General features: G+C 68.8%; 25 protein-coding genes and 1 pseudogene. 12 read left to right on the top strand and 14 right to left on the bottom strand.

Translation table 11 applies throughout. From position 1 onward, the window contains the following. The first annotated feature begins 2 nt into the window (after positions 1 to 2). Positions 3 to 989, top strand: a complete 987-nt coding sequence (locus ACMCNK_RS35760; protein ID WP_412741132.1) for a hypothetical protein — start codon at positions 3 to 5, stop codon at positions 987 to 989. Between the two features lie 142 nt (positions 990 to 1,131). Here the strand turns inward: ACMCNK_RS35760 and ACMCNK_RS35765 are convergent, their stop codons facing one another. Beyond that, a complete protein-coding gene (locus ACMCNK_RS35765; protein ID WP_412741133.1) occupies positions 1,132 to 2,289 on the bottom strand; it encodes a hypothetical protein in 1,158 nt (385 codons plus the stop codon). Between the two features lie 137 nt (positions 2,290 to 2,426). Here ACMCNK_RS35765 and ACMCNK_RS35770 point away from each other — a divergent pair, with 137 nt between their 5' ends. Further along, positions 2,427 to 2,597 carry a hypothetical protein gene (locus ACMCNK_RS35770; RefSeq protein ID WP_412741134.1) on the top strand — a complete coding sequence of 57 codons (171 nt, stop codon included), beginning with the start codon at positions 2,427 to 2,429 and terminating at the stop codon, positions 2,595 to 2,597. Between the two features lie 162 nt (positions 2,598 to 2,759). On the opposite strand, the gene ACMCNK_RS35775 is transcribed toward ACMCNK_RS35770, so the two are convergent. After that, the gene (locus ACMCNK_RS35775) at positions 2,760 to 3,293 is read right to left on the bottom strand and encodes a hypothetical protein (protein ID WP_412741135.1); all 534 of its coding nucleotides are present in this window, start codon (positions 3,291 to 3,293) and stop codon (positions 2,760 to 2,762) included. A 340-nt stretch (positions 3,294 to 3,633) separates the two neighbouring features. Here ACMCNK_RS35775 and ACMCNK_RS35780 point away from each other — a divergent pair, with 340 nt between their 5' ends. From ACMCNK_RS35780 to ACMCNK_RS35810, 7 genes and pseudogenes are all read left to right on the top strand, one after another. After that, positions 3,634 to 4,080 (top strand): hypothetical protein, encoded by a 447-nt coding sequence (locus ACMCNK_RS35780; RefSeq protein ID WP_412741136.1) that lies wholly within the window; start codon positions 3,634 to 3,636, stop codon positions 4,078 to 4,080. Between the two features lie 186 nt (positions 4,081 to 4,266). Further along, entirely contained in the window at positions 4,267 to 4,620 is a 354-nt protein-coding gene (locus tag ACMCNK_RS35785) for a hypothetical protein (protein WP_412741137.1), read from the top strand. A gap of 55 nt (positions 4,621 to 4,675) precedes the next feature. After that, positions 4,676 to 5,245 (top strand): exonuclease domain-containing protein, encoded by a 570-nt coding sequence (locus ACMCNK_RS35790; RefSeq protein ID WP_412741138.1) that lies wholly within the window; start codon positions 4,676 to 4,678, stop codon positions 5,243 to 5,245. A gap of 112 nt (positions 5,246 to 5,357) precedes the next feature. Continuing rightward, a complete protein-coding gene (locus ACMCNK_RS35795; RefSeq protein ID WP_412741139.1) occupies positions 5,358 to 6,032 on the top strand; it encodes a hypothetical protein in 675 nt (224 codons plus the stop codon). An 87-nt stretch (positions 6,033 to 6,119) separates the two neighbouring features. Then, complete coding sequence (locus ACMCNK_RS35800) at positions 6,120 to 6,443, top strand: transposase (RefSeq protein ID WP_412741140.1); 324 nt, start codon at positions 6,120 to 6,122, stop codon at positions 6,441 to 6,443. A gap of 2 nt (positions 6,444 to 6,445) precedes the next feature. Beyond that, positions 6,446 to 7,021: pseudogene (locus ACMCNK_RS35805) on the top strand (IS3 family transposase); the annotation flags it as partial. Positions 7,022 to 7,080: 59 nt separating this feature from the next. Then, on the top strand, positions 7,081 to 7,329 hold the full coding sequence (locus tag ACMCNK_RS35810; RefSeq protein ID WP_412741156.1) for an integrase core domain-containing protein: 249 nt from the start codon (positions 7,081 to 7,083) through the stop codon (positions 7,327 to 7,329). A 3-nt stretch (positions 7,330 to 7,332) separates the two neighbouring features. Here the strand turns inward: ACMCNK_RS35810 and ACMCNK_RS35815 are convergent, their stop codons facing one another. Both ACMCNK_RS35815 and ACMCNK_RS35820 read right to left on the bottom strand, forming a co-directional pair. Further along, a complete protein-coding gene (locus ACMCNK_RS35815; RefSeq protein WP_412741141.1) occupies positions 7,333 to 8,301 on the bottom strand; it encodes a hypothetical protein in 969 nt (322 codons plus the stop codon). A 282-nt stretch (positions 8,302 to 8,583) separates the two neighbouring features. After that, positions 8,584 to 10,128, bottom strand: a complete 1,545-nt coding sequence (locus ACMCNK_RS35820) for a hypothetical protein (RefSeq protein ID WP_412741142.1) — start codon at positions 10,126 to 10,128, stop codon at positions 8,584 to 8,586. 144 nt (positions 10,129 to 10,272) lie between these two features. Here ACMCNK_RS35820 and ACMCNK_RS35825 point away from each other — a divergent pair, with 144 nt between their 5' ends. Both ACMCNK_RS35825 and ACMCNK_RS35830 read left to right on the top strand, forming a co-directional pair. Then, complete coding sequence (locus ACMCNK_RS35825) at positions 10,273 to 10,704, top strand: hypothetical protein (protein WP_412741143.1); 432 nt, start codon at positions 10,273 to 10,275, stop codon at positions 10,702 to 10,704. Positions 10,705 to 10,765: 61 nt separating this feature from the next. Next, positions 10,766 to 11,098 (top strand): hypothetical protein, encoded by a 333-nt coding sequence (locus ACMCNK_RS35830; RefSeq protein WP_412741144.1) that lies wholly within the window; start codon positions 10,766 to 10,768, stop codon positions 11,096 to 11,098. A 397-nt stretch (positions 11,099 to 11,495) separates the two neighbouring features. Here the strand turns inward: ACMCNK_RS35830 and ACMCNK_RS35835 are convergent, their stop codons facing one another. From ACMCNK_RS35835 to ACMCNK_RS35865, 7 genes are all read right to left on the bottom strand, one after another. Next, entirely contained in the window at positions 11,496 to 12,785 is a 1,290-nt protein-coding gene (locus ACMCNK_RS35835; protein ID WP_412741145.1) for a hypothetical protein, read from the bottom strand. Beyond that, positions 12,782 to 13,303: a hypothetical protein gene (locus ACMCNK_RS35840; protein ID WP_412741146.1), complete on the bottom strand. Its 522-nt coding sequence runs from the start codon at positions 13,301 to 13,303 to the stop codon at positions 12,782 to 12,784. Before ACMCNK_RS35840 ends, ACMCNK_RS35835 begins: the two co-directional genes overlap by 4 nt. A 517-nt stretch (positions 13,304 to 13,820) precedes the next feature. Further along, on the bottom strand, positions 13,821 to 14,033 hold the full coding sequence (locus ACMCNK_RS35845) for a hypothetical protein (protein WP_412741147.1): 213 nt from the start codon (positions 14,031 to 14,033) through the stop codon (positions 13,821 to 13,823). A gap of 5 nt (positions 14,034 to 14,038) precedes the next feature. Continuing rightward, on the bottom strand, positions 14,039 to 14,932 hold the full coding sequence (locus ACMCNK_RS35850; RefSeq protein ID WP_412741148.1) for a hypothetical protein: 894 nt from the start codon (positions 14,930 to 14,932) through the stop codon (positions 14,039 to 14,041). A gap of 490 nt (positions 14,933 to 15,422) precedes the next feature. Further along, positions 15,423 to 15,950: a hypothetical protein gene (locus tag ACMCNK_RS35855; RefSeq protein ID WP_412741149.1), complete on the bottom strand. Its 528-nt coding sequence runs from the start codon at positions 15,948 to 15,950 to the stop codon at positions 15,423 to 15,425. Positions 15,951 to 16,078: 128 nt separating this feature from the next. Further along, positions 16,079 to 16,351, bottom strand: coding sequence for a hypothetical protein (locus tag ACMCNK_RS35860; RefSeq protein WP_412741150.1), 273 nt, complete (start codon positions 16,349 to 16,351; stop codon positions 16,079 to 16,081). A gap of 19 nt (positions 16,352 to 16,370) precedes the next feature. Continuing rightward, on the bottom strand, positions 16,371 to 16,907 hold the full coding sequence (locus tag ACMCNK_RS35865; RefSeq protein ID WP_412741151.1) for a hypothetical protein: 537 nt from the start codon (positions 16,905 to 16,907) through the stop codon (positions 16,371 to 16,373). A gap of 122 nt (positions 16,908 to 17,029) precedes the next feature. Between ACMCNK_RS35865 and ACMCNK_RS35870 the strand changes: the two genes are divergently transcribed. Next, a complete protein-coding gene (locus ACMCNK_RS35870; protein ID WP_412741152.1) occupies positions 17,030 to 17,605 on the top strand; it encodes a hypothetical protein in 576 nt (191 codons plus the stop codon). A 221-nt stretch (positions 17,606 to 17,826) separates the two neighbouring features. Here ACMCNK_RS35870 and ACMCNK_RS35875 read toward each other — a convergent pair whose 3' ends face one another. From ACMCNK_RS35875 to ACMCNK_RS35885, 3 genes are all read right to left on the bottom strand, one after another. Continuing rightward, positions 17,827 to 18,534 (bottom strand): hypothetical protein, encoded by a 708-nt coding sequence (locus tag ACMCNK_RS35875; protein WP_412741153.1) that lies wholly within the window; start codon positions 18,532 to 18,534, stop codon positions 17,827 to 17,829. Positions 18,535 to 18,610: 76 nt separating this feature from the next. Continuing rightward, positions 18,611 to 18,766, bottom strand: coding sequence for a hypothetical protein (locus tag ACMCNK_RS35880; protein WP_412741154.1), 156 nt, complete (start codon positions 18,764 to 18,766; stop codon positions 18,611 to 18,613). A 517-nt stretch (positions 18,767 to 19,283) separates the two neighbouring features. After that, a complete protein-coding gene (locus ACMCNK_RS35885; protein ID WP_412741155.1) occupies positions 19,284 to 20,438 on the bottom strand; it encodes a DUF932 domain-containing protein in 1,155 nt (384 codons plus the stop codon). Between the last annotated feature and the right edge of the window lie 583 nt (positions 20,439 to 21,021).

The following is a 21,021-nucleotide window of genomic DNA, read 5'->3' on the forward strand; positions in this document are numbered from 1 at the left end:
CCGTGGCCGACACCCGTACCCGCCGCAGGTTCCTGGTCCTGGCAATGGTGATCATTCTGGCCGGCGCGGGCATCGCCGCCGTGCTACTCACCCGCAAACCCGAGGCCGCCCCGGTGAAGCCCGCGCCCGTGGCCGGGCCACCCGCCGGCATCGTCACCATCGGAGCGGACCCGTCGGGCACCGGATCGGTGCTGTACGTGCACGACCCCCTCACCGGGGCGCTCACCCGGACCCTGACGCTGCCCGACACTGTCCTGCACCCCACGAACCTTGGGCAGTTCACCCCCGACCTGAGCCTGGTCACCTGGCGCGACCCCGACACCATCCACGTCGCCCAACTCCGCGGCGACCGCTACGAGCAGATCGCCGCGTGGGGCCCCGACCAGCTCCACAACGGGATCACGGCCCAGTACGAATCACTCGCTATGGCCCCGGACGGGCGCGTCTGGGCCAAGGCCACCTTGCGGGCGGGCGATGCCAGGCAGATCGAGGTGCTCTCGTTCGACCCGGCACACCCTACCGCGCCGGCCCGCATGGAGCGCGGCAACGACGTACCCGCGGGATTCGACCGCACCGGCACATCGGCGAGCCCGGCCCGCCTGCCCATCACCGGCGCGCCGGGCACCACGGCGACGGTCCTGACGACGACCGCGGAGCTGCTGCCCGGCGATGTCACCGTCACGGCCTCCGCCCACGACGAGCTCCACCTAAGCTGCCCCGAGCAGCTCGAGGCGAGCACGCTGCTCTGCTTCAGCGCGCAGACCTCGCGCTACGGACGCGTTGCCGTGCTGCGCCGCAACGCCGGAGGCCTCGCTCTCGACACGATCGTTCCCGCCACCGAGGCGCCGGTCGACGCGGTCCTGCTCTCCCCGGACCACAGCCAGCTGCGGATGAGGACCAGCACCGGCTGGCGCGGCGTACGCCTCGACGGCACACCTGTCACCGTGGCCCCGCTCGCGCACCCGGACGGCCCGCTGGCCTGGCGGTAGCCCGTGGACCAGTTCGCCCGCGTGGCGGCCGGGAAAGCACTCCCGGCCTGGGGGGCTACCGCGCCCGAGGGGCGGCACCCCGAGCAGGCACGCGTCCGCCGCCAAGGTTGCCCGGGAACGAGGTCCTGACCGCCCCGAGATCTCACGCAGTCGCGTACAGCGTGGTAGCCCCTTGCGGGGACGGGCCGGTCATCCACTGCAGGCCGCTGACTTGTTCTCTGAACTTGATCACCTGGTCGGCCCACACCCGCGCCTCGTTGTCCGTCTCGGCGCTGCCACCACCGTCGACCCGCGACAGGGAGCGAACCAGACGCCATCCGTCCGGGTACTGGCGTAGGAGGTACTGCGCCACACTGATGAAGTCGATGTTGAACCAGCCACTCGCAGGCTCGCCGTCGACCGTGGGCTCCCAGCCGATCAGCGTTTCGCATCCGATCACCTGCTCGGCCCACTGTTGGGCCTGCTCCAGGGTCAACGCCGCGGCGTTGTGGGCCAACAGCGGGCCCACCGTCAGATGGCGCGGGCTGCGGTGCAGGACGTACGTGGTTCCCGCCGCGGCCGGGTTCGACGGAGCCGCCTTCCGAGGCTGGCGCTCGCGCACCTCGGCCAGCGGCACCCACCCGGCGACGGTGCGCGAATCGGGGAGCACGTCCAGCAACTCCTGCTGGTGCTGCACGGCATCCGGATTGAGCGCGTGGGTCACGACGAACAGAACGCCGCCGCGGGCGCGGACCTGCGCCCGATACTGCTCCGTGGCACGGCAGAGAAACGTCTCCGGGGGCAGGTTCTCCATCGTCACGGCCACCCCGTCAGTGGCCAGCCGCACCGTGGCCTCCGGTACCGGGCGGTCGATCGTCAACTGCGGGCCGGCTACCAGGCCCGCGTGGGCGAACCGTTCTGCGAGCCGGACCCGCCACCGTCCGTCGTCATCCCGGTCGAGAAACACACTCTCCAGACCCGGGTTGAGGATGAACACCGGCTGCATCGTCGTCGGCTCCCCGGTGTTGTTCGACCACGGAAGCAGCACCGTCAATGTCCGGTGGCTCAACGTGGCCTCACCCGACGACCGGACGAGGCCCGAGTCGTTCCACTCCGACTTGCGGCACCGACGGTGGTGCAGCTCCGCTTGCAGAAACATCATGAGGTCCGTGACCACCAGCGACGCCGTCGTCCCGGCCAGCGGTCTGTTGCAGGTCTGGCAGTCCACGGCGTAGAGGCTGTCCATGGTCTCCCGAACGCCGTCCTCGCCCAGCCGCTTGACGATGTGCTTGCTGACGGCGACCTCTTGCTGATGTGCCACGACGACCCCCATCTGAATCGAAGATGATCGAAGGAGATTTGCGCCATCAGGGTGACAGAGCCGTACGACAGTACGGACGCGCACGCAACATGATCATTTGTCGGGAAGTGTCATACCGGTCGTCCATCATCGATGCCATGACTGTGAATGACGACATCGCCTCTGCCAACGCCGACCGGGCAGCGCAGCGCCACGGCCAGGAGGAACTGACGGAATCCGTCGGCGAGGGCCTGGCCGCAGTGGCTTACGCCGTGCTGGACCTGGCCGCAGCAGTGCGAGAGCTGGCCAATGCCCACCGCGGCGACTGACCACGCATCCGCGGGATGCCGTGGCTAACCATTGAGGTTGAACAGGAGGCTCGAGAGAGGGGTGCGGGAACGGCATAGAAGGTGGGGTGCCGTTATCCACACGTCGGACACACGCTGGCCAGGACGAGGACCTGCCGCGGTCGTCTCGAGGTCAGTAAGGGCCTACTCCGGTGCTGTGGCCTTGCGTCCGCTGCCGGGTGGCCGGCCGGTCCGGCGACGATCCCAGGTGTCGTTGAAGCGTTCCCAGCTTTCGGCCAGCCACACCTTGGCGCCCTTCTCGCCGGCGAATTGTGTGACCAGCGGCAGGTGTTCGCTGTGCTGCACGGCGATCACCTTCGCTCGGGAGTTGGAGACGCCCAGGATGGCGGCGGCTTCGCTGACCCCGGCCAATCGCGGTACACGAGGCTGGCGTTGCCGGCGGTCCTCCTCCGCGGCGGTGAGCACCCCGACGGCGACGACCTCGAGGTCGGCGAGGCCAACGGCGTCGAGGGCGCCGGCAACCGTCTTGTCACCGCGGTCGAAGGCGGCGCGGCGGCTGCTCGCCTCGACGGTGACGGCGATGGTGAGGTGGCCGTCGTACTCGACGACCACCTGGGGGTCGTGGCCCTGCAGCTGCCGGCGGATCTGCGTCAGGACGGAGTCCGGCGGGGCCCCGGCTGGCGGGGCGAGCTCGACACGAACGCGCCAGGTCGTCATGATGGGTGTGCCTCTCTTCGTGCTCGCTGTACGGGGTCGGGCGTGGGGCCGTCTTCGGACGGCCCCTTCTTTTGTCGTTGGTAATTGGCAACGCAGTGTACGGCCCTGCCCGTCCTGGTCCCCGCGCCGCGGCGCACGGGTACGCAAAGGCGCGCCGTGCCCGCCGATCCCGGGGCGGGCATTGAGAGGGCGGGCGCGGCTCACCGAGCAGCGGGGTTCGGCTCCATCACGGCGCCGGGATCCTGCTGTCGTCTCCCACCACCGTAGCCTTTGACATTGCCAATTCGCAATGACTTCGATAGGCTCGGGTCGGCGAGCACGACGACTCGAGGGAGTTTCGATGGCTACTTCGGAATCGGCCGACGGCCACACCGCCGGGCTGCTGACTCTGGGCAAGCTGCTCGACGGCGACGCTGCGGTAGGCCCGGACCGTACCCGCATAGCGGTGCAGGCGCTGACCACCGGCGCGGACTACCTGGCGACCGCGCTGGGTCCCGGAGTGCCGGCGTCGGTGCCGAGCACCGTGGACGTCGCGGACCTGCTGGTCGGGCTGCACATCACGGTGCACAGGCTGCACACCGGCCTGCAGCAGCTGCACGCGGGCATCGCCCGGCGCACCATCGTGGGCGACGTCCCGATCGTGACGGCGGCCAAACTGCAGTCGGCACTGGGAATCGCGGTTGAGCGGCTCGGTACCGCGGCGCTGACACTCGGCGCCGCGGGAGCGCTCCTCGGCTCAGAGCCACCGGCTCCCGAGCGGCTGTCGGGTGGCTCCGGTCGTCGGTAGCGAGTCGGGCATCCGGTCCTGACTGCGCCGCTCCCGACAGCATGATCCACCGCGATCGCTTCGCGATGCCCGGTGTGGGATGCGGCGGCCGGCCCATGGTGGTCTCCCGCCGGGGTGGTCTCCCGCCCGGAGTGTCGGACCCCGCCACCACGGCACAAACAGTGAACAACGTGGAGGAACACTGTCATGGTGAGGTGGGCGAGCGGATACGGGCCCGGACCCACGTATCTCGGCGGTAGGGCACCCGAGCACCTGCGCACCCGCCGCCAGCTCCGGGCTGAAGGTCTGAGCGTTGCCGGCCTGCGCCCGCTGGGTTGGCTGCAGTACAACCCCCACCACGCCGTCTGTCCCCTCTATGACCGGCAAGCCGCGCGCCCGGTCCGGCCGTTGAGCGACCGCCAGCGCGCCGCCCTGGCCGCCGGCCGGGCGCTGGCGAACACGGCCCCGTGCTTCCCGCTGCGGGCGGGTACGGGTGCCCTGGTGGCCGAGCTGGACAGGCCAGCCGTGCTGCGACTGGTGCACAAAGATCGTCGCGGCTGAGCGTTCAGCGGCCCGGGCGCGACGTGCCGCGGAGGAGGCCCGACGCTTCCGGCAGATGATCGACCAGGACCGGGCCGCAGCGACGGGCTGGGCGGCCGAGGTGCTCGCCGATCCGACCGCGGTGGTGCTGGACACCGAAACTACGGGTCTGTGGGGAGCGGTCATGGTGGAGATCGCGATGGTGAGCAGCTCCCGTGACGTGTTGCTGGACACCCTGGTCAATCCGCAGCGCGAGATCCCCGAGGACGTCACTGCCATTCACGGGATCACCGACGACATGGTCCGCGACGCGCCTACCTTCGCCGAGCTCCTCCCACAGATCGAGCAGCACCTGACCGGACGCCGTGTCGTGATCTACAACGCCCGGTTCGACACGGGAATCATCGGCACCGAGCTGTGCCGGCTGTGGCACGGCCCAGACGCGCACCGCGAGTGCGGTGGATTGCTCCAGGCGCAGGAATGCCAAGGCCAACGCGACGACTGGATCTCCCGGGTCCCCGCGCGGATCGAGTGCGCGATGGAGCAGCACGCCGCGTGGTTCGGTGACTGGCACGTTACTGGGGGGACTACACCTGGCAGCCGCTGCGCGGTGGCCACCGCGCGGCCGGCGACTGCCTCGCCGTGATCGACCGGCTCGAGGCCATGGCATCCTCGGATGCGCCGACGTCCAGTGCCGAGGCGGCAGCGACCGCCTGACGTTCTACCCCCGCCGACCAGTGCGAAGTGAGGCAGTCGCGATGTCGACCGAGCCCCAGCGGCCCACGTTGTTCACCGATCCCGCCGCGCAGGCCCGCGGTGCCCAGTTGGGCAAGCTGCGTAAGCCGGCGCTGGTGCAGATGCTGCGCAGCGGCATCCGCACCCCCGACGGCGGCGTACGCACCGTCACCGGCCGCGTGGACGCGTGGCGCAAGGACGAGCTGATCAATTTCATCCTCGAAGCCGAGTTTCCACACCTGCCCTGGTCACCGCATCAGACCCCACCGGCGGCGACGCAGCCCGCCGCGACGGTGCCGGCACAGGCCACCGCCGAGCCAAGGCATCCCGCCGCCCCGGCACCCCCGTCCGGGCCCGCCGACCCGACCCGCGGCCGGATGCCCCCGGATCCGCACCGCGGACTGCGGCACATGTCACCGGCGGACATGAGCGCCAACATCCGATGGGGACTCGAGCTGGGCAGCCCAGATGCGGTCCGGGAATGGTTCGAGTTGTGCCGGGAGGTCGCGGTCCGCGCCGGCGTCGCGTTGCCAACCGAGCCCGTGGCGGTGGTGCGGTACAGCCGCTGGAAGGCCCACCCGACTCCGGCGCGCCGGTGCCTGGCCTGCGAGTGCCCGTGGCTAGCCCACTACGACGGCGGCTGCGTCGGCTGCTACACCTGCCCCGCATACCGTCCCGGCCCCGCACCGATCACCTGACCAATTCACTGATCCTGTGACCAGCTCACTGGGCCCGGCCCGCTTTGACGGACATCCGAGATCAGGGGACCTGGGGTCTCCGGGAGGATGTCCAGCATCATGGAGAACGTGGGGAAGAAGCGGTCAAGGCCGAGGCGGGCGTTCACGCCTGAGTTCAAGGCCGAGATCGTTGAGTTGTGTCAGCGTGGTGACCGCAGCGTCGGGCAAGTCGCGAAGGATTTCGACCTGACCGAGACCGCGGTGCGGGCGTGGGTCAAGCAGGCCGAACTCGATGCGGGCAGCCGCTCGGACGGGCTGACCTCGGATGAGCGGGCGGAACTGGCCGCGCTGCGCCGGGAGAATCGCCGGCTGCGGGAGGACAACGACATCTTGAAGCGGGCAACGGCTTTCTTCGCCAGGGAGATCCGGTGAACGTGTACCCGTTCATCGAGGCGGAGCAGGCCGGCAAGCACAACGTCAAACGCGCGTGTGAGCTGCTTGAGGTCTCCCGGTCCGCCTACTACACCCGCAATCAGCAGAGCACCCGCGCCCGCGTCGACGCCGAACTCACCGAGAAGATCATCGAGGTGCATGCGGCATCGAAGGGCACCTACGGAGCGCCGCGCATCCATGCCGAACTCGCCGACGCCGGGATGCGGCACGGTCGTAAACGCATCGCCCGCCGGATGCAAGCGGCCGGGATCCGCGGCAAGAGCCCGCGGCGCTGGCGGGTCACCACCGTCGCCGATCCGACCGCGGCGGCCCGGCCCGACCTGATCGGCCGGGACTTCACCGTCGACGCGGCGGCGATCGACACCCGCTGGTGCGGCGACATCACCTACATCAACACGTGGGAAGGCTGGCTGTATCTGGCCACCGTCATCGACCTGGCCTCCCGCCGCGTCGTGGGCTGGGCCGTCGCCGACCACCTCAAGACCGACCTCGTCGACGCCGCCCTCACCGACGCCCTACGCCGCCGCCGACCCGGCGACGGCCTGGTGTTCCATTCCGACCGCGGCAATACACCAGCGCCCAGCACGCCCGCCTCGCCCACCGGCACGGGATCAGGCTGTCGGTCGGTCGGCGCGGCCAGTGCTGGGACAACGCAGTCGCCGAATCGTTCTTCGCCACGATCAAGACCGAACTCCTCCACCGGCAGGCCTGGCCCACCCGCGATACCGCCCGGCAAGCGATATTCGAGTACATCGAGAGCTGGTACAACACCCGCCGCCGGCACTCCAGCCTCGGCTACCGCAGCCCCGCCAACTATGAGAACGACACCAACGATCGGCAGCTACCCGCGCTCAAGGTAGCTTGACGATCAACACATAGACCCTGTTGTCCGTCGAATCGGGTCAAGCCCACACCAGGACATGCGCTCGACAAGGATGCGGCGCACGCCTGCCTCGATGAGCGCCTGGGCGCGGTGCTGGCCGTTGTTGTAGCCCTTGCGCGACGGCCACGGCCCGTACGGGCGGATCGTGTCGAGCACGAGGGAATGCAAGGCCTCCCGCTCCCATCTGGGGAGGGCATGGGCGCCCGGGTGGTTCAGCATGTAGGACATGGTGTCGTCGAAGGTTAGGCCCGCGGCGTGGGCCTGCGTGAACAGACGTTCGGCGAGCCGGGCCACGACGTGCCAGTCGCCGCCGTGGTACCAGCAGCAGTCGCGGGCGCTACGCAGCGGCACGACCTGCCGGCTGAGGCGGCGCCACCACCGCACTCCTGCCGGCATGCAGGCGTCCTTGCGGAAAGGATGGGGCCGGGGGAGCAGGACCACCGGCACGATCGCATAAACCTGCTCAGGCTCCGGGTCGGGTTCCGGGGCGACGAAGCCGGCACCGCGTTCGAGGTCGACCGGTTCACCGACGAGTGCGTCGACGTCGGCGGGATCGAGGTGCACCCACTGGGGGTCGTGCAGGGTGTGCGCGCCGGGGTCCTCGGTGAACGTGACCCAGGTCAGATCACGGTGCCCATCCATGATCATGTGTGCGATCCAGATGGGCGGGGTGAGGTCGTCGGGGAAGTGCTGCTGCCAGACCGTCGCGGCGCACTTCTCCGCCACATTGGTGAGCGAACTTCCCTCGCCGGCACCGGGTATCTGGGTGGCGACGGCGACCGGGCGGAGCCCGGCCGCGGTGAACAGCTGCAGCCGGAACGTTGCGCGTCGGCCGGTACCTCGGGGCAGCTGGTACATGTGCTCATCGAGGGTCCGGCTGCGCGGGCCCGTAAGGCTGGCCAATACCGCGGCCGGCGGCGACGCGGCGGGGACACCAGGTTCGGGATCGAGCACTGCATCCACTCCCTCCGTCCGCCACGGCCCCAGGGCCAATCGGCAGCACGGCTCGCGTCGCCCTGCCGGCACGCGCGTGGCTCAGTTTCGGCTACGGCCTTGCCCATGGATCAGGGATGAGCGTACGGCGCATGAGGCGCGGCGTCGTCTCAACGCGACCCCGTGGGTGCTGGAAGCGGCCGAGAATCGGGGGCCCGCTCGACCAGTCGCCGCAGGCGTGGGCGTGCGCTTACCCGCCGGACCAGCCGCAGCAGTGTGTAGTCCCGCAAGCAAGCCAGTGGATCAACCGAAGGCGATGTGGGCATCGGCGAGCAGTTGGTCGCGGTCGTCGCCGTGCGCGATCGCTGCGTGGTAGGTGGCGTCGATCGCGGCGGCCAGCGGGTCGGTGTTCGTCAACGCGATCAGGGCGGGAAACGCCGCAGCCTGTTGCAGCATCGCGGTCGCGCCGGGCGCCCTGAACACGGCCGGGTCGTAGCGCAGCGGGACGGTGGTGTGGGGCACCTCGGGGTCGGACAGCAGCCGGCGGAACGCCGTGCTGCCGTTCTGCTCGGTGAAGGATCCAGGCAGAGGCCGGCCTGCCTCGGCGTCGGCGAGCGCGTCAGCGATCCACCCGATCTGCTCCAGCCCGGCCACGCTTATCGCGCGGCGGGCCGCCCAGCAGGCCGCGTGACGCTGGCGGTCGGCGGGCAGCGCCTCGATGCTGTCGAGCAGGGGGCGGTCGATCTGGGCCAGGGACCGTGCCTGGCTGTCCAGCTCGCGAACCCGATCCGATGGTGGCGTCCCGCCCCACCGCGCGGCCTCCTGCTCGGCCCGCAGGCGGCGGTAATGCTCCGCCTGCATGGTCGCCTCGGCGGCCTGGGCGTGCAGCTTGTCCAGCCAGGGACGCGAGCCGGGGGCGTCGAGCAGGTGGTCCCAGATCAGACCCAGGGCAATGGCGTGCCGGCCCAGCACGCCCTCGTGGCGCAGGGTGAAGCCGTCCGGGCCCGGGGTGAGCCGTACGGTGCTCGGCTCGTCGTCCGGCAGCGCGGTCAGCGGATGCGGGAAGATCGGCTCGTCTGCGGCGGCCCACGACCAGGTAAAGGTGTCGTCGTCGGTTTGCTCCAGCCGAATCTCCAGGTCGCCGGCGGGCAGTACGCCTGCCGGGACCGCGACCGGGCTCGGCCGGTGGCGTACCACCGCTACCCGGGGTAGGCCGGTGTCGTCCTCGTACGGGTCCGGTGGGAGCGGTGACAGGATGGCCGGCCGGTTGGACGGGCGCGGCACCAGCGACATCAACGCCCACTCGGCCGCCTTCGCCGGGTTCCGCTCCCAAACACGAGCTCGCGGGTCGGCGAGCACGGTACGCCATGGCGTCTCCTCGGACACGGCCCAGACGTGGAGTTCGTGGCGCTCAGGTGGGTCGTCGTCGGTGCGGATGGTCTCGTGCAGGCGGTCGCGTGCGTGCACCCGTACCCTGATCAATCCGCGCGGGACGGCGACGTCGGTCAGGGCCTCCGTAGAGCCGCCCAACAGGCCAGTGACTGACAGCCGGCCGCTCGGGCACCACAGGGTCGTCTCACTGATGGCGTCCCAGCCGACGGCGACCTGCGCCGGAGGTTCGGGAAGGACCCGGACCCGGGCCTCGATCGGGCCGGTGTGGATGCCGCAGAAGCCGGTGCACCGGCTCGGCCCACCGAGGTGCAGCAGGTCGTCGCCGACGATGTAGATCTCCAGGCGGGGTGCGCCCAGCACGGTGGTTACCTCGTACTGGTTGTAGTCCACGTGCAGCCGCGCCCAGGCGGCATCCGAGAGCGAACCTTGCGGTGGTGCGCCAAGCAGTTCGTCCACTCGGCGATCCTATGACTGTCCTCACCGGACCGAATGGCTCCAGTTATCGTTCCCCGGCGCTCGCGCGCTTATGTTATTGCCAAATAGCCATGACTTTGGAAAGATTGGAGGACAGCGAGCACGACAGAGCAGAGGAGAACATCCGTGATCCCGATCCGTGCCACGATCACCGTTCACGCAGACCCCAGCGGGTTCGCCGCCGAGTACGGCGAACCGGTCGACGCGTTGCGGATGCTGGAGTTCCTCACCAACGACCTGGGCGAGACCTTGCGCGGCGGCCTGTCCTACGCGGCAGCCCTCGCCGACGTCCACGTCAGTGCCGAGATCATCAACGACGGCAACGCCCACCTCTACACCGACGCCCAGGTCGCCGGCGCCCTCAACCAGGCGGCCGACGACATCCTCGAGGCCGTCAGCGCCGGGGACGAAGGGCTGCGCGACGGCCTCAACCTGATGGCTAACGCCACCGCCCACTACCTGCGCCACGGCGACCAGGCGACCCTGCACGCCGCGATCGAGGCCAGCTACGACGACGACCCCGCGCAGATACTGAGCTGGGTGGCGACCGGTGTCTGATGGACCGCATCACCGTACGGGCGGGCAGCAGGCGCCCAGTGACCGGCCGTACGGTGAACCAGTGAAGATCAACCCCGGCAGTCGGCCCGTCACCGACCCCGACGAGGACCTGGCCGCAGCGAACATACGCGAGTTCACCGCCGCCGTGGCCGCGCATCACGGCCACCCGCTGACCGCCGACCGCGCCACCGACCTCGACACCGGCGACGGCCGCTTCGGCTACCGCCTCTACGGTGAGGGCAGCAACCCGGTTGAGATCCTCATGCCGGGTGCCCCGCTGGCCGTCGTCCGTGACGACCTGACGGCACAGGCGTATTGCCTGCGGGTCGGCGACTACTGGTGGTGGTCCTCCGCCGTAGATATGGCCGCCGCCCGGCTCACTGCCACGGCCTGACCCCGGGCCCATCACTCGAATCGACGGCGGACGCACCCGACGTCGGCCGGGACCGCACGGGCCACCGATGCGCAGCTCCCGTCTCGCCGCCTCCATCACCGTTGGCGACTCGGTCAACTCCAGCAGCGACCCGTCGCCGTGAGGCTGCGCGTGGTCGCGTTGGGCGCCCGGGACTATCCGCCGGGCTGCATGTGGGCGGCCCCGCCATCGGGCCACGACGCAGGGCCGCCCTCCTCAGCGAAAGAGGTAACGCTCATCATGACCGAACGGACCGTTACTCCGCCGGAACTCGACGAACGACGCCGGGCGGACGTGGTCGCCGCCGGTTGGCTGATGCCGAATTTGCGGGAGTAGCGAACTACAGACGACCGTTACTACCTCCGCCCCGGGGTGCAGGTCAACCCAAGGAAAGGTTGAGCCCTCCGGTGTCGGTGACGGTGCGCGTGCGTACCTTGCACGTGCCTACCCCCACGCCGTTGGCACCCCGGACGGTGAGACCGTCGGCGTGGTAGTCCAGTTCCGGCCGCGACGAGTGGACGTCTACCGGATGGGGAGCCAATCCTGCGGCGGCGTCGCCGACGAGGCTCAGAAGGGTCTGAAATGCCTCACGGGCGGAAACATCGTCGCCCTGTTTCACGAACTCCTTGTAGTCCAGGACCGCCTGGCGGATGGTCCGGTTCTGAAGGAGCGCGACGGCGTTGAGGCGACAGCCGGTGATTTGGTGGTGAACGTTGGCCTCGACGTTGTTGTGGTCGCCGATGACCAGGCCGTCGCTGTGCCGGATCGCGATGAGTACCCCGGAGCGGACGTCGGTCGAGAGATGCTCAGCTGTGCCGGGCTTCTCGACGAGAGGCGTGGACCGGAGCCAGATGAGAAACCAGTTCGTGTCGGCATGCAGCAGATCGGCCACCTCGACTGTGGGGCTCTGGACGTGGCAGTGGTGAATGACGGTGAGCTTGTTGTGCTCGCCAATGACAACGGCGCGGGAGGTCTCGAGGGCGACGTCGGTGACGGGTCGGGGGGTGCCGTTCACGTCGATCTTGCCGTCGAGTCCGGGAGCGACGACTACCCTCTGCTGCCTCTCGTCGTAGTCCGTCAGCCGGCGCAGGTAGTCGTTCAGTTCCGTCGCGGCCACGGCGAGGTCGGCGGCCGTCGCTGGGGACCATGGTCGCCCGATGGGAAGGCGGCGCTGTGCGAGTGCGGCGGCGAGTGGCTTCCGAAGTGCGTGGTAAAGCCTGATGCCGTGCTGAAGGGTGGGGACGTCTGCCTCGATGACTTCCGCCGCCGCCCGCACGGCGGTAGATGGCAGCACCGTGATGGAGTTGGCCAGCACATCGACGAGTGCAGCGGTTGCCGCTGACAGTTCCCTGCTCGCCGCTGCCGTGGCCTCTCGGCCGCCGCGGGCACGAAAATCGGGCGTCGCCGGACTCAGGGTGGCCCTCGTTAGCCTGCGGCGAACACGTTCCTCAGACGGCATCTGGCCCGCTGGTTCACACGGAATCGCGGTGTCGCGTTCACCTGCGTGGTGGCGACCGATGTCGACGGCAGGGACAGTGACGGTCAGTTCTGGGATTCCGTGCAGGTCCGTGGATTCCGGCGTGGCGGTCTCACCCGGGTCGCTGTCCTGACGTTCTTGTCGAGTGCCCTCGGCCTTGGGGCGCCGGGGCTTGGACGATTCCATGCTCATCGAGGATCCTCCGGGGATTGGGCATCGTCGCCGACGGATGGGGGTACTGGCTCCGTTCCGAAGTTCAGGGTCACCTCATTGCCGCTTCCGGCGACCACTCCGTTAGAACCATGGATCTGGATGGAATACGACGAGGGCGGCGTCATCGTCGGTGCCGGCGTGCGGTGGGGCGGCTCTGGATCGTGCTGCTGCCGGCTGCGCATCGTGGTGTATCTGGCCTTCCATAGATCGAGGTCGTAGGGCGCCAGATCGACATGTTCGTTAGGGTTCCTGGCCTGGCGCAGCACGTGCGCCTGGCAGGCCAGAACGAATGCCTGAATGAATTCCCAGGACTGCGGCCTGTCGGTCTTCCGCAGATTCTCACTGATCGTGGTAGCGGCACACCGATGATCACCTTTTCTGCTGATCTGGTCCAGTTGCCGATTGGAGGGGCCGCCAGCTTGCGCGCGTAGCCCTTCCAGAAGGTTCGTCATGTCTTCCGGTGTGATCGACGCATTGGGGCGGTCCGTGGTGGTCATGCCACAGAGCGTATGGATTTGAGCGGGTGGGGGGAATGCCGTGACGCGGCCGGATCTGGCCGGGATCGTGCGGTCCTGCACGGCGGTGGGCGGACCCGTGCGGCCTCGGTCGCACCGGTGGCCGGGACCCGGTCGCGCCGGTGAAGGTGGACTCACCAACGATCGTGACACCCACCGGAAAGAGAAGCTGATGAACAGACAAGACGATCAACAGCCCCGCCTCGGGTCCCATGAGGGATGTACGAGCCGACCTCATGGCGAGTGGCAGAAGGTGGACCAGGATGCCGCCCTCCACCTCGGCGGGCCGACCTGGCCGCAGCTGTGCGACAGAGCGCGTCGTGGGCCGGGAAGGTCGTGATGACGCTGCCCTGGCTGCCTATCAGCAGGTCTGTCGTTCAGCCGATCGCCGGCGCGCTGTCCGCCGTAGTGCTGGTCGTCTTCGCCGGGCTCCTCGGACTGCTGGCCCTGGGGTGTGGGGAGGGGCGTCGTCTGTATGCCTTGGACTATGCCGACAAGTTCATCGACCTCGCGGGCCGGCTCGTCGGGGCACGGCCCACAGCTCGGACAGCGCGTCGCCGTGATGCCCGCCCTTGCGATCGGTGACGAGCACGGCGGCCAGACCACGTTGTTCGGCCTGAACCTCCGTCCAGCTCACCGCCGCCGGAGCGGCGGTGGCGAACTCCCAATCCGGCTGGTAGGGCATCCACACAGCGGCGAAGGCCGGATTCATACCGGTCACGATCGGCTGGGTCCCTGGGACACCTTCACAGCGGAACGTTCTCCTACCGCCGACCACGGGCGTCGACGGCGCTGCGCGGGCACGGCGCCGGACTTCGTCGACCGCGAACCCGGCTGTCTGCCTGGCGCGGCCGCCGCTGCGGATGTCGGCTCGGCCGTGCGGGCGTCTTCGCGCGGTGCCGCCGCGCTCGCCGGGAGCGCAGCGCTGTCGGGCCGGCCGTCCCCGCTCCCTCCGAATATCCGCGACAGCCACGACTGGCGCGGTGATGCCTGTGGGTGCAGGTGGGCATTGGCAGCGTCGACCAGGTCCCGAAGCGCGGCAAACATGGCTGCGTCCGCCCGTTCTCGGGCGGCGGCTGCCTTGCGGGGCTGCCACAGGCTGTCCGCCCCATACGCTTGGCCGGCCTCGCCCACCACCTCGCCCAAGCGCAGCGCGGCGTCCCGGACAGCGCTGACGGGCAGCAGCGAAGCCCTGGCTGCTGCCGCCATGACCCGCTGCAGCGGCAATGTCAGCGTCTGCACGGCAACCAGCTCACGCTGGTTCGCCTCGACAACAGTTCGGCCAACCTGGGCCATGCCAGCGGCAAGGCCGCCGCTGTCCTTCGCGGCCATGAACTCAAGGAAGACCGACCCGACGAGCATCAGCCGCGGCCGCAACGCCGCGTGTACGGGCTGGTACAAGTTCAGGGTCAGGTGCAGTTCGCTCACCGCCTCGAACAGCTCCCGCGTCGCTTCCTCGATCTTCGTGTTGGCCGCTGCTGCACGGTCGCGGGACCGTTGCCGCTCGTTGTGTCGCTGGGTCAGCACCACGGCGCTCAGCCCAGCAGCGATGGTGAACAAGCCAGTGACGAGCTGCGGCATCACCGGAACGAGGACGGTACCGATGCTCATAGACAACAGGGTGAGCTACCGCCCTGATCGGGCTGCCGCGCCACACCGAAGGCCCATTTCCTCGCACTGCTTTGGAACGAGTCCACAGCAACCCGGGACGGATTTCGTACACCATCGGAACTCAGTTTGAACCCCGACGTCTGGGTCAGCTACAGCTCTACCGCCGGTGGTGTTCGGGGCGTAACGGGTCGCACTCGCGGGGCAGCGGGCCGGGGTGGTGGTAGCGGCGCCAGCTGCGAAGTTAGCGCTGTGCCCACACGCGGAGAACGTGATGGACACGGTGAGTTCCCGGCGATCTCCGTCGGCCGCCCCCCGGGTCGGAACGGGCTGACGTCGACGGCGGAGGCCGGAACCGGCGTCGATGCTGATGCTGCCGGTGGTGTAGACGGGGGAGCCATGCGCGTCTCTAGCTCGTAGATCGGGCATCCAGGATCGAGGTCTGTCCGGCGCCGGGGGAAGTCGGCGCCGGACAGCTCGGGGGTGGGCGTGGTCAGGTGAGGCTGTGCAGGGCGCGCGCGGTCTGCTGCAGTGCTGCGGCGGCGTGCGCGACGGTGCAGCCGGGGCAGGCTCCGGGAACGGCGGTGAGGTCGAGGGCGTGCAGGCCCGTGCTGGGCATGGCGGCCTGGTGCTGCGGCGCGCATCCGGAGTGGGCGTGCTTGAAGGTATTCGGCTGGGCGGTCGTCGTGGCGGAGGTCGGTGCGCCGGAAATCGTGATGGTGATGTGTAGCCCTCGGGGACTGTCGCTGTCGGGGGCGGCCGCGGTGATGGTGGCCGCGCCGCAGCGCGGGCAGGCGCCGTCGCGCTTCTGCGGCTCGTCGGTGTCGGAATTCCAGGGGCAGCGCAGAGCATCACCGCGGCCGGTGTGCTTGCAGTGGCCGTGGTAGACGAATCCGGGGCAGGTGCAGGTGGTGACGTCCGGCGTGAACGCCACGGTGTACCGGACGGACGGGTCGCGGTCGGAACCGACCTCGACGGCGTCGCCGCGGCTGCACCGCTGGGCGGGGGTGGTGCCCGGCATCGGGGTGTCCTCTCGGTGGGCGGTTCATGTGCCCTTATCCTCTCATAAGTCAGCGCCAATTAGCAATGATTTATTGAACGCGGTCCGGAAGGGCGAAGAAGTCGATCAGGCCGTCGGCGGCGCGCGGGTCATCGCCAGCCCTGGCGTACGGCACTGCGCTGCACTGCCGCCAGGAGCAGTGACCCTCGGCAGGCGGCCCACGGCGGTCTATACCCGGCCGTGCTGTAGCGCAGCTCGGTGGTGTTGACAGCGTCGGCCACGCGGGTCAGCGCCTCGGCCACCGCGTCGACGGCGGGCAGCCGCAGCGCGCCGGGGCGATCGTCGTAGTCGCCAGGGCGCCCAGCGATCAGCTCGCCGGCCTGGAAGTGTCCGGCGGACAGCTCAACGCCATCGGTGGTCACGGTGACGACGCCACCTCCGTCACCGGCCGGGCGGCCTTCGGCGTCGGTGGTACACCAGATAGTGACGGGGCCGACTGGTACACCAGATAGTGACGGGGCCGACGCCGGGACCGGTACGCAACACCTGCGGCACGTCGTGCAACGCGAACAAAACCCGCCCGGTGCGAGCGGCTGCACTGTCCTCGGAATTCCCGGAGTCGTACGAACCGGCGAGCACGTGCACCTTGCCGTTGGTGCGCAACCACGCCGAGGGCTCTGTGCACCAATGCCGGAACGCCTCACCGGCGAAGGTGACCGGCGGCTCGGGATGGGTCAGGGCGGCGAGCCGGTCGGCAAGCTGGTGCTGGTTATCGGCGCGCAGCACCTCCAGGTACATGCGCCGTGCCCAGCCGGCGAGATCAGACAGCGCTCCGTCAACGCAATGCAGGACGTCGCCGTCAGTGATGACCACGCCGTGTGCGCTCTGCGGTTCCTCGGCGCCCGCGACATGCTCTCCCGGATGGACGACATAGGACCGGGTGATGCCGACGGGTGATCCGCTGGTGCTGATGCCCATGGTCGGTGCTCCTCTGTGGGTCGTGCTCGCTGTACCTCGATGGTTGCATATGTCATTGCTAATTCGCAATGACTTAGGTAAGGTTGAGGTACAGCGAGCACGACGAAAGGACTTCATCCACCATGACCAACACCGACGATGTGATCGGCCGGATCGACGCGACCCTCGGCACCGTCACCGCTGACCCGGTCAGCGCCGACGCGATGCGTTGCCAGCCCGACGCCACCCGCCCGGACTTCGCGGCCCTACTCGTTCCTGCAGACCTTGCTGAGCCGATCCGCCTGGTCGACCTCGACGGCCAGGCCCTCGCCGGCGCCCGCCGATTCATCGGCTGCCAGCTGATCTCGAAACTCACCGTCTACGGAGCGGGTGACGTGTCGACCGACTTCCTGTTCGACGACGAAGGCGCCCTGTATGACGGGGCGGTTCTCAACCAGCGTGCCACCGAGCTGATCCACGTTCTCAAGGCTGCCCAGTTCACCGGCGAGTACCCCGCGCCCGCCGACCTCCGCCCGCAGGATCTCGCCACCGACGCCGAAGCGTGGCGCCGCCACGTCCGGCTCGTCGGCACCGTCGTCATCATCGGCGCCGACGAGCGCACCGGCGATTTCGTGCCGGTCCCGCAGCGGCTGCTGGAGTTCCTCACCGAGGCCCTCGACGTCGACCTGGCCGACGGTCCCACCTCGCAGGGCGGCTGACCGGCGCACTGCCCGGGCGCAGCAGAGACGCCCGGGCAGTGCGATCTGCCCTTCCATGCTCGCTCACGTCCCGATGAGCCGTTCCCAATGCCGCACCGTTCAGGTGCTCCGGGCTCCGGCGCCCCCCGTGGCCGAGAACCCCTGCGGCGATCGGCTACAGCGACCAGGCCGCCGCGGATCGGGCGTAACGCAGGCTTAGGCGTGACCGGCTGGAGGCCGGGTCAGTACCCCCAATCGAAGGTGCGACCGATCAGGTCGGGATCGGTGCTGTCGGTGATCGTGAGGTCGTACCACGAGTCGCCCAGCGGACGCCCGACGCCGGTGAACTTGTCCATGAGGTCCTGATGCCAGTCCGTGTACGCATCGGACGCCTCGTCGGCGGGCGGTTTGGCGATGACGGCGTCCACCACGTACGCGGTCACCTCGTCGTACAACTCGTACGCGTGCTCGACGGTCATGGTGACGCGCGCCTGACCCGCACGCACCGGCACCGCGACACAGCTCAAGTCGGTGTCGAACTCGGCCATGTAGCAGCCGTCGTCCGGCCAGAAGCGCAGCTGCGGCAAGATCACCGGTCTACCAGTGACCACCCCACCGATCCGCAGGGCCAGCTCACGAAGCCCGCCGATCTCGACGAGGCAGGGGTCGATGACCGCGCGAGCGTACAGGTGCTCGACGCCGTGGACGAGGTAGGCGCCCAGGTTGACTGGCTCCGTGATGGCCAGTGGACGGGTGACGTCCGCTCCAGGGCCGTCGAAACGCCAGCAGCCGAACACGAGCCTCTCGGTGAACACGAGCGCCGAGTCTTGCTCGGCGAACCTCAGCGCGGCGAGGTCCCGATGCTCGCGGGTGGGGTAGTAGTGCCGAAGCGGTCCGCCGTCGCGCGACGACCCGCGGGTAAGACGCCACGTCCCTGCTGTGCTGGTCATGTGTACGGCCTTCCGTGGATCCGTGGTGACTGTGGTGGGAGCGCCGCGCAGCGCGGCGCTCCCACCACCGGAGGTGTCAGAAGGGAAGGTCGTCGTCGGCCGGGGGCAGGACCGAGAAGGGATCCGCCTCGATGGCGCGGTACGTCAGGGACTTGCTGGTCAACTCCGTGCGGACGGAGTCGATCTCGTGCTCGCTACGGAGGCCCTCCGGCGCTTCGACGAGGATGTTCATGGATTCCTCCCGCTCGCTCGTTGTGCTCGCTGTGCCTCCAGTCTAGCCAATGTCAGCGCTAATTAGCAATGATTTTTGTGTGGACTAACCCAGCCTTCCTTCACTGAGTGCAGAGGAACGTGACCGAGGTGGCGCGACCACGAATGAGATCGGCGCATGACGGCTTCGGCGACCCAGCGGCGAGGGCCAGCCGTGAGCCTCTCCTCAGCCATGGGGGCGTCCGCGCGGAGACGTTGCCGCCCTTGGCGGCTCGGGCTGGCCGCGATGGTGACGGATCGCCAACCCGAAATAAGAGGCCGGATGCCCACGGGGGAAGGCATCCGGCCTCATCACTATATGCCATGACCTTCCGGGAACAATTGGTGCTCCGCCCACGCGGAGGGTGTGGACATACCAGCGACACCGCACACCCGAGAGCGGGGCAGTGCGGGGGCGATCTGAACGTGGCCCGTCGGCGGGGGCCGTTTCCCGACCGAGCCGAGGGGCGCCCATGGTGGGACGCCCCTCGGGGAGGTGGCTAGATTCGGGCAGCCAGGCGCATCGCGTCGAGCCCCTTGGACTCCATGGCGTGGGCGTCGTCGGCGTCGCGCAGGGTGCGGGCCACGCTGGTGACGGCGTGGAGCACGCCACCGGCGGACAGGTCTCCTCCGACGATGAAATGGCTCAGGATCGCCGCACGCTGCTGTTCGTTGAACCGCAGCTGCTTGCCGACAGACTCGATGGTGGTGGTCGGGTCGGTGACCGGTGCTCCTGCCTCAGACTCGATCTCGCGGAGAACGCGGGTCGCGTACTCGGGAGACAGAAACGCGGTGACCGCGTCGGCGGTCTTGGCGGTGACCAGGTCCAGCGCGGCCTTCTGCGTTTCCTCGCTCCACTCGATCAGGCCCTCGTCTTGGCGGCCACCGAGGTGCACAGACCGGATGGCGTCCCGGGTGATGGTCAGGCCGTTGGAGCAGATCTCGACGACGAGGCGCGGAATGATGCTGAGCGCACCCCCGCCCACCTCGCTGTTGCTGATGGTGAATCCGGCGCTGACCACGGGATTGTCGGCGCCGGTACGGCCGTTGAACGGGCTGCGGTAGCCGGTGAGCAGTGCCGGGGCGAGAACCTGGACGCCGTCGCAGCGGACCCGGATGTACATGCGACGCTCGGTCAGGTCGCAACCCTCGATGTCGACGGTGACGCCGGTGCGCTGGATACCGGCCAGTGCGGCCATGAGCACGTCGAGGTTGTCGACGATCATGTAGCGATCGGACAGCAGCGCCCGGGCGATCCCGGTGCCGCCGTCGCCATCGGTCAGGCAACGCAGCATGAAGGTCCGATCGTCGGCACCGAGCCACGCGTTGACGTTGGTGTCGTACAGACCGATGTTGTCGGCGCGCATCCGCCGCAGGTAGGCCTGCGGGATACCCAGCTTGGTGGACAGGCCTTCGTCGCAGACCTCGGTCGGGGTGTAAATGCCGGGGTGAGAGGTGACTCCATGCATGGAGAGCTCGGTGTGCCCCTCGACCAGCAGCCGGCCGTCCTCGGCCCGAATGGCCCTGGCAGGTACCACGATGTCACGGCGGCGCGTGTGCTGTTCCCGCAGCAGCTGCACGAGCTGCGGGAGTCCGGCGTTGCGGGCGGTGAGGTGGTCGACGGCGGTGGGTGCGGCTTCGATGGTGCCGTTCATGTCACTGCTCTCCCTCGTGTGGGGTGTGTCGTGCTCGCTGTGGTTACAGTCTAGTAGATGTTAGCGCCAATTAGCAATGACTTTAGTTCAGTAGTTGAGTGACTGCATTCAACCTGTCGCTATGGCGGTTTCCGTTCATAGTCTGTGAGGGGTGGCTGGGCGTGGGGGAGGGGTGGCGGGGGCGTGCGGGGGTGCCTGGATGGCGATGTTCGTCTGTGTATATGTTGTTGCTAGATGGCTTTGTTTTGATTGTTCTGGCTGGTAGACTGGGTTATCGGTTCGGTACGAGGAGCTCGCGCCGGCGCAAGCCCCCGGTTGACCTCCCACCGTGGAGGGCATCGTCATAGGACGGTGGGTCTGCCGGCGCCTGATCTGGATCTTGGGGGAGTAAGGTTACCTCCCCTCGGCGCATCCCCTTGCCCGCATAGTGAGACGCGAAGCGTCTCAGCGAACACAAAAGCGTTGTGCAGCAACGCATCTACGCCTCATCTCTATTGTGGAGAATCCACAATAGAGATTCCGCGAGCCGCTTCAGCGGCGAGCCCCGGATGGGCTCCGGCGGGCCGGCGCGCCAGCGCCGGAC

Source organism: Krasilnikovia sp. MM14-A1259 (genome assembly GCF_047159535.1).
Taxonomy (GTDB): Bacteria; Actinomycetota; Actinomycetes; order Mycobacteriales; family Micromonosporaceae; genus Actinoplanes.

What these genes read in the sequence shown, in the direction of transcription:
- ACMCNK_RS35770 (WP_412741134.1), top strand. Translation starts at nt 2,427, where the DNA reads ATGACTGTGAATGACGACATCGCCTCTGCCAACGCCGACCGGGCAGCG.
- ACMCNK_RS35775 (WP_412741135.1), bottom strand. Translation starts at nt 3,293, where the DNA reads ATGACGACCTGGCGCGTTCGTGTCGAGCTCGCCCCGCCAGCCGGGGCC.
- ACMCNK_RS35780 (WP_412741136.1), top strand. Translation starts at nt 3,634, where the DNA reads ATGGCTACTTCGGAATCGGCCGACGGCCACACCGCCGGGCTGCTGACT.
- ACMCNK_RS35785 (WP_412741137.1), top strand. Translation starts at nt 4,267, where the DNA reads ATGGTGAGGTGGGCGAGCGGATACGGGCCCGGACCCACGTATCTCGGC.
- ACMCNK_RS35790 (WP_412741138.1), top strand. Translation starts at nt 4,676, where the DNA reads ATGATCGACCAGGACCGGGCCGCAGCGACGGGCTGGGCGGCCGAGGTG.
- ACMCNK_RS35795 (WP_412741139.1), top strand. Translation starts at nt 5,358, where the DNA reads ATGTCGACCGAGCCCCAGCGGCCCACGTTGTTCACCGATCCCGCCGCG.
- ACMCNK_RS35800 (WP_412741140.1), top strand. Translation starts at nt 6,120, where the DNA reads ATGTCCAGCATCATGGAGAACGTGGGGAAGAAGCGGTCAAGGCCGAGG.
- ACMCNK_RS35835 (WP_412741145.1), bottom strand. Translation starts at nt 12,785, where the DNA reads ATGAGCATGGAATCGTCCAAGCCCCGGCGCCCCAAGGCCGAGGGCACT.
- ACMCNK_RS35840 (WP_412741146.1), bottom strand. Translation starts at nt 13,303, where the DNA reads ATGACCACCACGGACCGCCCCAATGCGTCGATCACACCGGAAGACATG.
- ACMCNK_RS35845 (WP_412741147.1), bottom strand. Translation starts at nt 14,033, where the DNA reads ATGAATCCGGCCTTCGCCGCTGTGTGGATGCCCTACCAGCCGGATTGG.
- ACMCNK_RS35850 (WP_412741148.1), bottom strand. Translation starts at nt 14,932, where the DNA reads ATGAGCATCGGTACCGTCCTCGTTCCGGTGATGCCGCAGCTCGTCACT.
- ACMCNK_RS35855 (WP_412741149.1), bottom strand. Translation starts at nt 15,950, where the DNA reads ATGCCGGGCACCACCCCCGCCCAGCGGTGCAGCCGCGGCGACGCCGTC.
- ACMCNK_RS35865 (WP_412741151.1), bottom strand. Translation starts at nt 16,907, where the DNA reads ATGGGCATCAGCACCAGCGGATCACCCGTCGGCATCACCCGGTCCTAT.
- ACMCNK_RS35870 (WP_412741152.1), top strand. Translation starts at nt 17,030, where the DNA reads ATGACCAACACCGACGATGTGATCGGCCGGATCGACGCGACCCTCGGC.
- ACMCNK_RS35875 (WP_412741153.1), bottom strand. Translation starts at nt 18,534, where the DNA reads ATGACCAGCACAGCAGGGACGTGGCGTCTTACCCGCGGGTCGTCGCGC.
- ACMCNK_RS35880 (WP_412741154.1), bottom strand. Translation starts at nt 18,766, where the DNA reads ATGAACATCCTCGTCGAAGCGCCGGAGGGCCTCCGTAGCGAGCACGAG.
- ACMCNK_RS35885 (WP_412741155.1), bottom strand. Translation starts at nt 20,438, where the DNA reads ATGAACGGCACCATCGAAGCCGCACCCACCGCCGTCGACCACCTCACC.